Below are 13662 nucleotides of genomic sequence, written 5' to 3' on the forward strand. Positions count from 1 at the left end.
TGTGCGCAATGCGCACTGGGGCGGGCGATCCGGTATCCCAGAGACCTCGCCTTCGTCACAGGCGCCGCGGCGTACTGAATACCCCGCTTTCGCGGGGGACGACGAAGAGTGTGGCGGTACGCACAGGAAGTCCCATGTCCGACAATGACGACGTCCCGTTCAACCGCAACTTTCCGCTGAAGCCCGGAATCGTCGAGGAAGTCCGCCCCGGCGTGCGGCGCGTGCTCTGTAACAATCCGAGCCCGTTCACCTTCACCGGTACGGTCAGCTACATCGTCGGCACCGGCAATGTCGCAATCATCGACCCCGGCCCGGACGATGCGGCGCATGCGGCAGCGCTGCTCGATGCCGTGCGCGGTGAGACGGTGAGCCATATCTTCGTCACCCACACCCACCGCGACCATTCGCCGAACACCGCGCGGCTCAAGCAGGCGACCGGCGCGCTTGTTTATGCCGAAGGCCCGCACCGGGCCTCGCGCCCGCGCTTCGAGAGCGAGAAGCACAATCCGGAATCCGGCGCCGATCGCGATTTCGCGCCCGATGTCAGGATCGCCCATGGCGACGTCGTCGAAGGCGCCGGCTGGCGGATCGAGGCGGTGGCAACGCCCGGCCACACCGCAAACCATCTCGCCTTTGCCTGGCCCGAGCGAAAATTCAACTTCGTCGGTGATCACGTCATGGGCTGGTCGACATCGATCGTGGCGCCGCCCGACGGCTCGATGATCGACTATATGGAGTCGCTGGACCGCCTCGCGTCCCGCGAGGAGGACCTCTACTTCTCCGGCCATGGCCCGGAGATTCCGGACGGTCCGCGCTTCGTGCGTTTCCTGATCCGTCATCGCAAGGCGCGCGAGGCTTCGATCCTGCATCGCCTCGCCAAGGGCGAGGCCGACATCCCGACCATGGTGCGCGCGATCTATATCGGGATCGATCCCAGGCTGACGACCGCCGCTGGCTACTCCGTGCTGGCGCATCTGGAAGACCTGGTCGCACGCGGCGTGGTCGCGACGGATGGCGATCCCGTGATCGGCGGAACGTATCGGATGGCTAGCGCCTAGTGTCCCACTGTCGTTCCGGGGCGATGCGCAGCATCGAACCCGGAATCCATTCATCCACCGACGCTGCGGCCCGATGGATTCCGGGTTCGATGCTGCGGACCGCCCCGGAATGACAGCCGCTACTTCTTCACCGTCTTTGCCGGCGCCTTTGGCGGCGCGACCGGCGTCTTCTTCACCGGCTTGAGCGCATCGGCATCGGCGGCGGTGTTGAGATCATCAATGAATTTCTTGACGCGGGCAGCGTTGCTGCCGAGGTCGCTCTCGAAATAGCGCGAGGCGGAGCGGATATCGACGCGGGAATCATCGCCATCAGGCACGACCCGGATCGAGATGTCCTCGCGGAACCCCATGATCGGCGTGCGCGCCACCGCCTCGATGCGACCGATACGGCGCGGCGGCTGCGGCGCACGCTCGTCGATGACGAGCCATTTGCGCTTGGTGACGAGCTGGCGCGCGATCGCATAGGCGCGGTCAGCCGGGATCTCCAGCTCGATCGGCTCGATGTCGGGGTAAAACTGGCGCTGCTGCTCGGCCGAATAGAGACCGGCATAGACCGCGGTGTTGGTGCCATCGCCGGTGCGTATGGGCGCCAGCGCGTCGAAGCGCGGCGGGTCGATCGGGTTGGTGGTGATGTCGTGGATCGCCGGCAGCTTACGATATTGCAGGGCGAGATAGGTGGGATAGGCGAGGATCAGCGCATCGATCAGGAAAGCGAGCAGGATGCGCGCCATGCCGCGCGAGCCGTTCTGCCAGATCGCGGCAAAGCCGGCGAGCCCGAACAGGATCGAGAGGCCGGCAATCGCGAGCCCGCCGAAGAAGGCCATCAGCGCCGGTTTCATCTCCAGGAAGTCGAAGCGGACGATGATGATCGAGACCACCACCGCCACCACCGCGAACACGGCCAGATTACGCGCCCAGCTCGCGAGGCTGGACACGGGCTCCGACTGATAGGGAGCGGAAAACCTGCGGGCCATCGGGTGAGCTCTGCCGGGTGTTGCGGACGACGCCGGCCGATCTGGCGCGGCTATGCGCCGTTGAGACCACGGCCCGAGGGCAAATTCAAGGGTCGTTCACCCTCCCCCTCCAGGGGAGGGTGGCACCGTCTTACGCCGCCGCGTTCGGGAAGCGGTAATCCTTGAACTGGTCGCGCAACTCCGTCTTCAGGATCTTGCCCGTCGCGGTGTGCGGAATGCCCTCGACGAAGACGACATCGTCGGGCATCCACCACTTGGCGATCTTGCCGTCCATGAACTTCAGGATGTCCTCGCGCGTGGCCTGCTGGCCCTGCTTGAGGTGCACGATCAGGAGCGGCCGCTCATCCCATTTCGGGTGGAACACGCCGATCACGGCGGCTTCGGCCACGGCCGGATGGCCGACTGCGAGGTTTTCGAGATCGATCGAGGAGATCCACTCGCCGCCGGACTTGATCACGTCCTTGGAGCGGTCGGTGATCCGCATGTAGCCGTCCTCGTCGATGGTCGAGACGTCGCCGGTGTCGAAGAAACCTTCCTCGTCGAGGATGTTGGCGTCGAGCCGGTAATAGGCCTTGGCGACGGCTGGGCCGGCCACCTTGAGGCGGCCGAAGGTCTTGCCGTCCCAGGGCAGCTCCTTGCCGGCATCGTCGGTGATCTTCATCTGCACCGCGAACGGCGCATAGCCCTGCATCTGGAGCACGTCGAGCCTGGCGTCGCCGGTCGCGTTCTGGAACGGCGGCTTCAGCGCCGCGACGGTGCCGATCGGGCTCATCTCGGTCATCCCCCAGGCGTGACGGACGTTCGAGCCCATGTCGAGGAAGGCCTTGATCATCGAGCGCGGCATCGCCGAGCCGCCGCAGATCACCATCTTCAGGTCGGGCAGCTTCAGATTGTTGGCGGCCATGTGCTGGAGCAGCATCAGCCACACCGTCGGCACGCCCGCAGTGTGTGTCACCTTCTCGGTCGAGAGCAGTTCGTAGACCGAGGCGCCGTCGAGCTTGGCGCCGGGCATCACCAGCTTGGTGCCCTGCGAAGGCGCGGAGAAGGCGATGCCCCAGCTGTTGGCGTGGAACAGCGGCACCACCGGCAGCATCGTCTCGGAGGCGCTGGTGCCGAGCGCGTCGACATTGTTGGCCATCAGCGCGTGCAGCACGTTGGAGCGATGCGAATACAGCACACCCTTCGGGTCGCCCGTCGTGCCCGACGTGTAGCACATCGCGGCTGCCGTGTTCTCGTCAAAGTCCTTCCATTTGAATTTGCCGTCGGCCTGCGCAATCCAGTCCTCGTAGGCGACCACATTCTTCAGCGTGGTTTCCGGCATATGCGCCTTGTCGGTGAGCACGACATAGCGTTCCACGCTCGGAAGTTTGTCGGCGATCTTCTCCAGGATCGGAACGAAGGTGATGTCGGTCATCACGATGCGGTCCTGCGCATGGTTGATGATCCAGGCGATCTGCTCGGGGAAAAGGCGGGGATTGACGGTATGGCAGATGGCGCCGATCCCCATGATGCCGTACCACACCTCGAGATGGCGCCAGGTGTTCCAGGCGATCGTTGCGACACGGTCGCCGAGCTTGATGCCGTCGCGCTCCAGCATCTGCGAGACCTTGAGCGCGCGCTGGTGGATCTCGGCGTAGTTGGTGCGATGGATCGGCCCCTCGACCGAGCGTGTGACCACCTCCTGCTTGCCATGAATTCTGGCGGCGTGTTCGATGATCCGGTGGCAGAGCAGGGGCCAATCTTGCATCAAACCGAGCATTCTGACGTTCCTCCGAGAAGTCGCTGGGCGCGTTATCGCTCTCAGCCTTGGGCCAAACAATTGTGATGAGTTTTAGCCTGCCGGACTTTCGCCGCAAATGGTCTTGTCGCGGCTATATGTCCACCGGGGCGGCAATGGTTACCGCCGCGCTCGCGCTGTCGCTTGTGTTCGCCGAGAGGGCTGAGGCGCGGAAATATCCTGCGCCATGGGATATCTTCGGCCTTGGTACACCACGACCGCGCGCAGCCGTTCGTCACGCCAAGATTCCACTGCCAAAACCGCGCCCCGAACAGGCCCCCAAGGCGTCGGACGAGGGGGCGCCGGAGCCAGAAGGCAAGCCATCCGAGGACGAGCCAAGCGCCGACAAGCCCGCCGAGGCCGCGCCGCCGCCCGAGAAGCAGGCCTCGGCCTGCCGGCTGGCGCTGACCGAGGAGATCGCGATCGCGCCGTCCATTCCGGATATCCGCGGCCCCGGCGCCTGCGGCGGTGAGGATCTGGTGCGGTTAGAGGCCATCGTGCTGCCGGACAAGCGTAAGGTGGCGGTCAAGCCGGCGGCGATCCTCCGCTGCACCATGGCGTCCGCGGTCGCCGATTGGGTGCGCAAGGACATGGTGCCGCTGGCTGCGAGCCTCGGCTCGACCATCAGCGACCTCGACAATTTCGACAGCTTCGAGTGTCGCGGCCGCAACCGCGTCGTCGGCGCGATGCTGTCCGAGCACGGCAAGGCCAACGCTCTCGACGTCCGCGCCATCAAGCTCGCCAACGGGCAGTCGATCGGCCTGACCGACCGCACCATGTCGCGCGACGTGCGCGAGCGTGTGCTGCATTCGGTGTGCGCGCGCTTCTCCACCGTGCTCGGCCCGGGTTCGGACTGGTACCACGAGGACCACATCCACCTCGATTTGGCGCAGCGGCGCAATGACTACCGGATCTGCCAGTGGAACGTCTGGGATCCCCTGCCGCAGGTCGCCCCGCTGTTGCCGGCGGAGCGCCCCGAGGGGGCTCCGCCGCGCGAGGTCGCGGCCAAGCCCGACGCGAAGGAGGACGCCGACGAAGGGACGGCGGAGAATCCCCCTGCGCCTGCGGACAAGCCGTCTGCTGATGGCAGCAAAGCCCGGTCGCACAAGCCGGCAACAAAAAAGCGCCGGTAAGACCGGCGCTTTTGGATGTCAGAGATCAGGATGCGATCAGTAGCTGCCGGCCTGGCCGGTTTGGCTGCTGCCGAGCGCCAGGCGCGAATTATACGGCGAGTCGCCATGCTTCGGCTCGAGCACCACGACGATAGTGCCGACCTTGACGCGGTTGTAGAGGTCGATCGCGTCCTCGTTGGTCAGGCGGATGCAGCCCGACGAGATCGAGGCGCCGATATATTCTGGCTGGTTGGTGCCGTGGATGCGGAACAGCGTGTCCTTGCCGCCCGAATAGAGGTACATGGCGCGGGAACCCATCGGATTATCCGGACCCGGCGCGACATAAGTCGGCACGCCCAGGCGCGAAATCTCGCCCGGCGTCGGATGCCAGGCCGGCCATTCGGTCATGCTGCCGACCTTGGCAATGCCGGACCAGGCCATGGCCTCTTCGCCGACGGTGATTCCGTAGCGGATCGCCTTGCCGCCCTCCAGGACGTAATAGAGGTAGTGGTTGTCGGAATCGACCACGATCGAGCCCGGCGATTCCTTGCGGTGATACTCAACGATGGCGCGGCGGAACGGCTCGGCGACGGGGGTGTTTTCGTACCGGACCTTGGCGAGGAGTTCCTTGTCCTTCGGCTTGAAGGCTTTGGTGTCGGTCGCCTCATAATGCGTGGCCTGCATGCAGCCCGACAGCATCAGGCCGGCGGCCAAGATCCCCAATTTAACTTTCAGCGACGACATGGTTTGTGGTTCCAATCGAAACAATACCGTGCGGAAGGCCTGAGCTTAGCGCCCAAGTTCCTCGACTCCGTTAATCCCATTATCGTTGAAATCTGCCACAATTCCAGCACTGAAGCCTTTATCCCGCGCTGCAAGACCCCAGCTGTGGCTTTTCTGCCGCAAGTTTTGCGGCGCTGTGTGGATTTTGCGGCAGGCGGCTCCGAACTGTCGATTCCGCGCCACAGTTGAGCCGCGACCCCGCCATAAATACCAACGCTTCGTTAATCCGGTTGTCATCGTGAACTTGTCAGAATCGGGCTAAGGGCTGTCATTCTGTCGCAGGTTCTCTGGAGCTGTCATGTTTTCGGTGTTTGTTCCCTCCGAGGCCTCCCTCAAGAAGGCCGTCATCGAAGATCTCACCGCGCTGCCGGAGAGCGCGGTCTGGATCGACCTCGTCAACCCGAGCGCGGCCGAGGACAAGGCGGTGGAGCGGCTGGCGGGCATCGCCATCCCGACCCGGGAAGATATGCAGGAGATCGAGATCTCAAGCCGGCTCTATATCGAGAACGGCGCGCGCTACATGACCGCGACGCTGATGTGCCACTCCGATACCGACATGCCCCGGACCACGGCGGTGACCTTCATCCTCGGCGACCACCGCCTGGTGACGGTCCGCTACGATTTGCCGAAGCCGTTCGCCCTGGTCGAGGCCAAGCTCGGTCGCTCCTGCACGCCTTCCATCACCGGCGAGATGGTGCTGATGGAACTCCTGGACGCCGTGATCGACCGCTGCGCCGACATTCTGGAGCGCTGCGGCGCCGAGATCGACCAGGTCTCGCACGACATCTTCGAGCCCGAGAGTGAGCGCCACGGCCACGCCAAGCAATATTCCCAGATCCTGATCTCGATCGGCCGCAAGGGCGATCTGACGTCGAAGGTTCGGGAGAGCCTGGTGTCGATCGGCCGCGTCGTGACCTTCTTGTCCGCAGTGGTCGAAGGCGTGAAATGGTCGAAGGACATGCGCGAGCAGCTCAAGACCATGCAGCGCGACGTGGCCTCGCTGACCGATCACGCCTCCTATCTCTCCAACAAGATCACCTTCGTGCTCGACGCCATGCTCGGCGTCGTCAATCTCGAGCAGAACAACATCATCAAGCTGTTCTCGGTCATGGCTGTTGTCCTGATGCCGCCGACGCTGATCGCCTCGATCTACGGCATGAACTTCAAGGTGATGCCGGAACTCGAATGGATCCACGGCTATCCGATGGCGCTGGTGATGATGCTGGTGGCAGCGATCGTCCCGTACTGGATCTTCAAGTGGAAGAAGTGGCTCTGATCTCCCGCGCTCTCGGAAAATAGCTACCGAGACCTTACGCGGTTCGCAAAGACACGGTCGATCGTGTCGCAGAATAGAGCGGGATTGCGGCGGTGCCGTGATGTGTGCTCTGTGCCCCAATTCCTCCGGTAAAATTTGAGCGGTGGGCTGAACGTTTGCGCGAAACTTGTCTGCGATAAGCAGCGTGTTAGCCGCGAGGAACAGCCATGGTTGAAAAACACATAACGACGCCCCGCAACGTCATCGATCTGGCGAACTATCGTCAGGTCGTGACGAGCGGCAAGGCGCCGTCGTCGTCGGCACGCCTGTGCCGGCACTGTGGTGCTCCGCTGCTCGACGGCGAAAACGACGACGACTGCTCGACTGCATTGAACGCCGCCGCTCCGCGGCTGCGCGAACGGTCGCGTCGGATTCGACTCGATTGAGGAACGGAAGGAAGGCGGGCGATCCAGGTCTTGCGGCGGCGTTGTCTGGATCGCCTAGCTTCCGTCTTTCGGCAAATCAGCTAGCGCTTCACGATATGCGCCGTCGAGACGATGGTCTCGGCGATGGCGCCGTCGCGGCCGGACGAAGCGAGATGCTCTCCGACGTCGCGCAGCACACTCAAATTGGCAGGCGCCGATTGAGGGGGCCGTTCACCGCAATTCGTGGACTGTCGCCGCAATTGCATCGCCTATTCTTCGCTTGGCGAAGCTTGATAAGCTGAAATCGAAACTGTGATGCCGAACTCTGCAAGCATTGCAATCGGCTTGCCATCGAATGCGGTCTGTCAACGTTGGTCATCGCTCAGGACAATTTCTCCCTGATAGGCGGAGACCGACACCGAGATCCCGTATCTGCCCAATTCTGCAACAAGCGCGCGATCGAGACTTATCGACTTTGACAGCGGTCCGTCCATCACGATGCCGATATCCAGGTTCATCATTTCGACGTCTTCAGGATGCTGAAGCGCATATGCGAGCGCCGCTTTATTCTCGTCGATGAACTGCCGAATATGCAGCGATAGCTCTGATCTATTCGACGCGTCGGCGACGTCGTAGAACAGCAGGTCACGCCCGTCCCTCGAGACATCCTTGCGATAGAACGACGCGGCGAAATGCTGGGATATGGCATTCTCCAGATTGTGTCCTTCGACTTGCAAAACACAAAGCATTGGATGCTCCTACATGAGTGGCATGGGGAGGCCTTCGTCAACTCTCCAAGGGGAGGACGAGCGCTGTTACTATTGTCCGCAGTTGAAGGCATCATTGGCAGGCGCCGATTGAGGGCACTTGCACCGCCTATTCTTCTCTTGGCGAAGCTTGATAAGCTGAAACCGAAACTGTGATGCCGAACTCTGCAAGCATTGCAATGAGTTCGCCGTCGAATGTCGCGCCTTTTACCGGCGGTCCATCCATGATGATTCCAACGTCGAGATTCGGGGCTTCTACTTCACCTGGGTGCTGAAGCGCGTATGCAAAGCCCTCCCGATTTTTCGGCGATGAACTGCTTGATTTGTCTCATAAGCTCAGTACGGCTCGATGCATCAGCGACATCGTAGAACAACTGCTCGCGCCCATCATCCGATACTTCCTTTCGATAGAAGGGAACGGTCAGCTGGTTAGCAATGCCGGTCTCAAGCGACCGGCCCACGATCTGCAAAACACACAGCATAGCTTCCTCACATAAGAGGCACCGGGAAAGGCATCAGCCGTCCTCCACCACCTCCGGGCGTACCTAGCCGCGGCCCTAGGAGGTTGTAAACAAGAAGACATGCAACGCTAAAAATTCTGCTGAATTGAGCGTGTCCAAAAATGGTCACGTTTGTCCGTCCTGCAAAACATCGCGCGACGGCAACAATCGCTGTCAAGAGGCTGGTGCAAAAATATTCCGCTTTACCGAAATTCGGATTTGTCGTATGTGTCGCCCATCCCGGCTCATCCTTGAGGGGCGATCATGTGGTCGTCATGTTTCGCGAGCCGGGCTTGCGGTGGACGCAGCAGCGTCGGGCGCGAACAGCCAGGGCAGGGCGGATTGCTCTCCGTGAGCCCAGGGCTTCGTGCGGACGGACGGCGCTGTCAGGTTCGTCTCGCCTGTAAGTTTCCGGCTCCGTCGACAGGGCTGGGAAAACTGCGGCGAAATGGCGGGCCGTGCGTACGGCAAAACCGTGTGGTCCTGGCCGTCGTTGCTACGGTCAAGCTCTTGCGGATGCGGCAATCGCGTCAACCGGCGCGGTGCCGGTGACTTTCGCAGGCGTGAGGGAGGCCAGAAGGAACTCGGCTCCCGGGAGAGCGCGGCATACGCCGTCCGACCATCGCGCAGGGAAGGCCGAGTGATTGGCTACACCTGTATGCTGCTGTGCGGTTCTTCCTGCGTGTGCTTTTCGCGCAGCGGACCGCGGGTGCCAGGTCAGCACCCGGCCTTCCCTGCGCCCTCTTGGCTTCGAGGGTGGAGAGATGAAGCAAAGCTCGGGCGAAAGACGCCGCGAGAATGCGAACGCGTGTCTGAGAGGCGGGTTGGTTGCCGACGAGATCGCCCATTGCTCCGTCATTGCCGCGCAGCGACGAGAGCGGATCAAACGTGCTGGCCGCCGTTGATGTGGATCTCGGCGCCGTTGACGTAGGAGCTCGTGTCCGTGCACAGCACGTAGATGATCTTGGCGACCTCGTCGGGCGTGCCGAGGCGATGCATCGGGATTTGCTGCTCGACGATCTTCTCGGTGCCGGGCGAGAGGATCGAGGTGTCGATCTCGCCGGGCGCGATCGCGTTGACGCGCACGCCGATGCGGCCGAAGTCGGAAGCCATTTCGCGCGTCAGCGCGGCGAGCGCGGCTTTGGACGTCGCGTAGGCGGCGCCCGCGAAGGGATGCACGCGCGAGCCTGCGATCGAGGTGACGTTCACGACCGATCCCCTGGCCGCCTTCAATTCCTCGATCAGCCCGCGCGCCATCATGATCGGCGCGAAGAAGTTGACGTTGAAGACATGCGTCCAGGTGTCGAGATCGGTGTCGACCGAGCCGAGCCGCGCGCCGCCCGCGCCCTTCGGCGAGATCGCGGCGTTGTTGACCAGCGCATGCAGCGTGCCGCCCTCGAGCCGGCGGCGGATCTCGGAGATCGCGCGCGCCGTATCCACGGGATCGCCGAGGTCGACCTGGATATGGTCCTCGGGGCCTGCATCCCACGGGCAGTCCTCCGGGAAGGCATGCCGTGAGCAGGTGATGACGCGCCAGCCGGCCGAGGAGAAACGGATCACGGTGGCGTGGCCGATGCCGCGGCTGGCTCCGGTCAGGAGCAGCGTACGACGCGGCACATTGGACGAATGCGGCATGGACATCTTTCAGGTCGGCCCACAAGGCTCAAGGATACATCCGCGTCTTGGACCACTTCTGGCCGGCCGCGTCACGGCGAAATTCGATGCGGTCGTGCAGGCGGAATGGGCGGTCGTGCCAGAACTCGATGCGCACCGGCGTGATGCGCCAGCCGCTCCAGCCCGGCGGCCGCGGCACCTCGCCGATGACGTATTTGGCCGCGACTTTGGCGATGGCCTGCTCGAAGGCGAAGCGGCTCTCCAGCGCCTCGGATTGCTTGCTCGCCCAGGCGCCGATCTGGGCCTGCTTGGGGCGGGTGGCGAAATAGGCATCGGCCTCGGCGTCGGTCACCGGCGTCACGTTGCCGCGGATGCGGACCTGACGGCGCAGCGACTTCCAGTGAAAAAGTAATGCTGCCTTAGGATTTGCGGCGAGTTCGCGGCCCTTCTGGCTGGCGATGTGGCTGTAGAAGACGAAACCCTCGGTATCGAAACCCTTCATCAGCACCATGCGCACGTCCGGAAGCCCGTCCGGGTCGACGGTCGCGAGCGCCATTGCGTTCGGATCGTTCGGCTCGCTCTTGATCGCCTCGTTCAGCCAGGACTCGAACAACGCAAATGGCTCGTCGGCGGCGGTGAAATCACCGGATGTTAAGGGTGTCTGGTGTTTCATCGATGTCGTGTCGGTCATGTCTGGAGTCCGAGTTGCGTCCCGCGGCCCAAAACGCGCTATTGTCCGCTACCGCCCTATATAGGGCATGGGGACGCGTTGGCCTATCGGTGATCCGTCCGTCCGGCTTCGTCATGACGATGATTCTAATCGGGCTTGGTGCCGGCGGTTGCAGCTTTTCGCGCAACGACAGCAGTGCCTATGCCAAGGCCGACGACAGCGACCTGACCGGATCGATCGCGCGGCCGGCGAAGGACGCCCCGCCGACCGAGACCGATCTCGCCTTCGCCCGCAACGCCGCCTCCGACGTCCTCAGCAAGGGCGACAAGGATTCCAGCCAGCACTGGGAGAATCCGGAGACCGGGGCGCGGGGCTCGGTCACCCCGATCGCCCAATCCTATGCCGCGGAGGACGGCCGCAAGTGCCGCGACTTTCTGGCGAGCTACGTCAACGGCAATACCGAAAGCTGGCTCCAGGGCGCCGGCTGCCAAAGCAGCCGTGGCCGTTGGGAGATTCATACGCTAAAGCCGTGGCGGAGCTAGGATCCGGCGGGCCCTAGTTGCAAAAATGCCACTCTCTCCCCACATGATCCGCAGGTGGGGCGGGGAGCCCTTTGAACAATTCGATTCCGTGAAGGAGACGTGACGGATGCGCGACCCCTATGAGGTCTTGGGGGTGCCGCGGAGCGCCAACGCTGCCGCCATCAAGAGCGCCTATCGCAAGCTTGCCAAGAAGCATCATCCCGACAGCAACAAGGGTGACCCGAAGGCCGCCGAGCGCTTCGCCGAGATCAACTCGGCCAACGAGATTCTCGGCGACGAGGACAAGCGCAAGCAGTTCGACCGCGGCGAGATCGACGCCGAGGGCAAGCCGCGCTTCCAGGGCTTTCCGGGGGGCGGCGGGCCGCGCGGGCGCGCGGGCCCCGGCGGGTTCGAGAGCTATACGTTCCGGAGCGGCGGTGCGGGTGCCAGCCCGGGCGGCGGCGCGTTCGAGGATATCCTCAACAGCATGTTCGGCGGTGGGATGCGTGGCGCGCGGCCCGGGGCCGGCGGCGGCGCCCAGTTCGACTTCGACACCGGCGGGATCGGGCTCGATCTCGACGTGAACGTTGCCATGTCCGTCTCTCTGGAAGAGGCGGTCAAGGGCGGCGAGAAACGCGTCCGGCTGCCCACGGGCAAGGAGCTGAACGTCAAGATTCCGGCCGGCGTCGCCGAAGGCCAGCAGATCCGGCTGAGGGGCCAGGGCGAGAGTGCGCAGGGCCATCCGCCCGGCGATCTCCTGATCACCATCAACATCGCGCCCCACCCCCACTTCAAGGTCGAGGGCACGGACTTGCGGATCGATCTGCCGGTCACGCTCTACGAGGCGGTGCTCGGCGGCAAGGTCCGCGTCCCCACCCTCGGCAATGCTGTGGAGCTCTCGGTCCCTAAAAACACATCCAGCGGCCGAACCTTCCGCCTCAAGGGCAAGGGGCTGCCGAAGGCCGGCGGAGCCGGAGACCTCTTCGTCGTCATCAGGATTATGCTACCGGACGGGAACGATGCCGAGCTTGAGACATTGATGGAAAAGTGGCGGGACCAACATCCCTACAATCCGCGTAGCGGGCTCGGCTAGGGCGCTATCCGAGGCCGCCTCGACGATCGGAGCATTCTCTTCCCGAAAGGATGATGCTCAACATACGCCTGAAGCGCGGTCGCGCTTCAACGCTGACGTTTGAGGCGCGTCGACTGTCCGGCGGGGCAGCCGATAAGAAGGTGCGGCCTCGAGAGGGGGACCAGCGCGGTACCAAAAACCCCAATCGAGGCCGCCTGCGTCGATCGGCGGATCGAACGCTGCTCATTTTCGCGTGATCATCCGGTGCGATTCTGAGACGCGCCGATGTCCTGATTCCAAATTTTCGATGTCGGAATCGAGGCATCGCGCTTGCAGGGGTTGTCTAGGTGCCGTGCTTCTCTGCCTGGTCGTAAACGGCCTGCGCCACCTTGGTCAGCCGGTCGCGGTCGGCGCCGCCGCTGACGACGTAACCGACGCCGCGCTCGGCCCAGAACAGCGCCCCGTCCTTGTCCGTTTTGGCGTAGCGCATCTGCGTCGCACCATTCTCGGTCTTGGCGGTGTAGATCGTGTACCGCTCGCCTGAGGCGCCCTCATACATCAGGAACGACGCGGGACCTTTCGGCCCCGGCAAGAGCCGGCCGCCGACGAGCTTCAGCCCGCTCACCTCCAGGTTCGGCGCGAACACGGTCCAGCCGCAGCGCCGGGTCAGCCAGGCCTGGAGATGGTCACGCTCGTTGCCGCCGACCTCGACGGGGTGGCGGACCTCGACGACGTAGAGACGGTGGGCGTCGAGCGCGTCGGCTGTGAAGCTCTGGAAGGTCGAGGGCGCGTTGGCGGCGCCATGCGCGACCCAGCCGGCCGTGCCGCCGGCGACGAAAGCAACCAGCACAGCCGCGGCGGCGCCATAGAGCCATTGCCGGGGGCGTCGCTCCAGCCGCTCGAGTTCCAGCCGTGCCGGCACCGGCTCCTGGGCGACGGCGTCGTAGCGGGCGTGCAGCATCTCAGCCATGACGCGCCAGGATTGCACACGCTCGGCCTCGTCAGGATGGGCGGCAAGCCAGGCCTCGACGTCGGCGCGACGTTCGGCCGGCAGCTCGCCGTCGACATAGGCGTGCAGCTCGTCTTCGGTGATCGGAATGTTGCGGTCGTTCATATCGGTCGTCTCTGGCTCTG

At 63.7% G+C, this 13662-nt stretch carries 14 protein-coding genes; 6 read left to right on the forward strand and 8 right to left on the reverse strand.

The annotated features are described in order from the left end of the window. Positions 1–134: 134 nt before the first annotated feature. The gene (locus LRP30_RS11090; protein ID WP_128935318.1) at positions 135–1058 is read left to right on the forward strand and encodes an MBL fold metallo-hydrolase; all 924 of its coding nucleotides are present in this window, start codon (positions 135–137) and stop codon (positions 1056–1058) included. A gap of 119 nt (positions 1059–1177) precedes the next feature. Here the strand turns inward: LRP30_RS11090 and LRP30_RS11095 are convergent, their stop codons facing one another. Both LRP30_RS11095 and LRP30_RS11100 read right to left on the reverse strand, forming a co-directional pair. After that, entirely contained in the window at positions 1178–2032 is an 855-nt protein-coding gene (locus tag LRP30_RS11095; RefSeq protein ID WP_128935317.1) for a DUF1499 domain-containing protein, read from the reverse strand. 130 nt (positions 2033–2162) lie between these two features. Next, positions 2163–3791 carry a fatty-acid--CoA ligase gene (locus LRP30_RS11100; RefSeq protein ID WP_128935316.1) on the reverse strand — a complete coding sequence of 543 codons (1629 nt, stop codon included), beginning with the start codon at positions 3789–3791 and terminating at the stop codon, positions 2163–2165. A gap of 65 nt (positions 3792–3856) precedes the next feature. Here LRP30_RS11100 and LRP30_RS11105 point away from each other — a divergent pair, with 65 nt between their 5' ends. Further along, on the forward strand, positions 3857–4942 hold the full coding sequence (locus tag LRP30_RS11105) for an extensin family protein (RefSeq protein WP_249760324.1): 1086 nt from the start codon (positions 3857–3859) through the stop codon (positions 4940–4942). A 36-nt stretch (positions 4943–4978) separates the two neighbouring features. Here LRP30_RS11105 and LRP30_RS11110 read toward each other — a convergent pair whose 3' ends face one another. Next, positions 4979–5665, reverse strand: coding sequence for a L,D-transpeptidase (locus LRP30_RS11110; RefSeq protein ID WP_128935314.1), 687 nt, complete (start codon positions 5663–5665; stop codon positions 4979–4981). Between the two features lie 337 nt (positions 5666–6002). Between LRP30_RS11110 and LRP30_RS11115 the strand changes: the two genes are divergently transcribed. After that, positions 6003–6980 carry a magnesium transporter CorA family protein gene (locus tag LRP30_RS11115; protein ID WP_128935313.1) on the forward strand — a complete coding sequence of 326 codons (978 nt, stop codon included), beginning with the start codon at positions 6003–6005 and terminating at the stop codon, positions 6978–6980. 206 nt (positions 6981–7186) lie between these two features. Then, positions 7187–7405, forward strand: coding sequence for a hypothetical protein (locus LRP30_RS11120; RefSeq protein ID WP_249760325.1), 219 nt, complete (start codon positions 7187–7189; stop codon positions 7403–7405). 344 nt (positions 7406–7749) lie between these two features. On the opposite strand, the gene LRP30_RS11125 is transcribed toward LRP30_RS11120, so the two are convergent. The 4 genes from LRP30_RS11125 to pdxH form a co-directional block, all read right to left on the reverse strand. Further along, positions 7750–8133: a hypothetical protein gene (locus LRP30_RS11125; protein ID WP_249760326.1), complete on the reverse strand. Its 384-nt coding sequence runs from the start codon at positions 8131–8133 to the stop codon at positions 7750–7752. Between the two features lie 278 nt (positions 8134–8411). Further along, a complete protein-coding gene (locus LRP30_RS11130) occupies positions 8412–8633 on the reverse strand; it encodes a hypothetical protein (protein WP_249760327.1) in 222 nt (73 codons plus the stop codon). Positions 8634–9533: 900 nt separating this feature from the next. After that, positions 9534–10286, reverse strand: coding sequence for an SDR family oxidoreductase (locus LRP30_RS11135; protein ID WP_128935311.1), 753 nt, complete (start codon positions 10284–10286; stop codon positions 9534–9536). 28 nt (positions 10287–10314) lie between these two features. Then, positions 10315–10956, reverse strand: a complete 642-nt coding sequence (pdxH, locus tag LRP30_RS11140) for a pyridoxamine 5'-phosphate oxidase (protein WP_128935310.1) — start codon at positions 10954–10956, stop codon at positions 10315–10317. Positions 10957–11069: 113 nt separating this feature from the next. Here pdxH and LRP30_RS11145 point away from each other — a divergent pair, with 113 nt between their 5' ends. Together LRP30_RS11145 and LRP30_RS11150 are read left to right on the forward strand one after the other, a co-directional pair. Continuing rightward, positions 11070–11477: an RT0821/Lpp0805 family surface protein gene (locus LRP30_RS11145; protein WP_164934631.1), complete on the forward strand. Its 408-nt coding sequence runs from the start codon at positions 11070–11072 to the stop codon at positions 11475–11477. Positions 11478–11583: 106 nt separating this feature from the next. Next, positions 11584–12549: a J domain-containing protein gene (locus tag LRP30_RS11150; RefSeq protein WP_128935308.1), complete on the forward strand. Its 966-nt coding sequence runs from the start codon at positions 11584–11586 to the stop codon at positions 12547–12549. Between the two features lie 322 nt (positions 12550–12871). Here the strand turns inward: LRP30_RS11150 and LRP30_RS11155 are convergent, their stop codons facing one another. Next, complete coding sequence (locus tag LRP30_RS11155) at positions 12872–13642, reverse strand: anti-sigma factor (RefSeq protein WP_249760328.1); 771 nt, start codon at positions 13640–13642, stop codon at positions 12872–12874. Positions 13643–13662 lie beyond the last annotated feature (20 nt).

The sequence above is a fragment of the Bradyrhizobium sp. C-145 genome, assembly GCF_023375135.1.
GTDB classification, from domain to species: domain Bacteria; phylum Pseudomonadota; class Alphaproteobacteria; order Rhizobiales; family Xanthobacteraceae; genus Bradyrhizobium; species Bradyrhizobium zhanjiangense.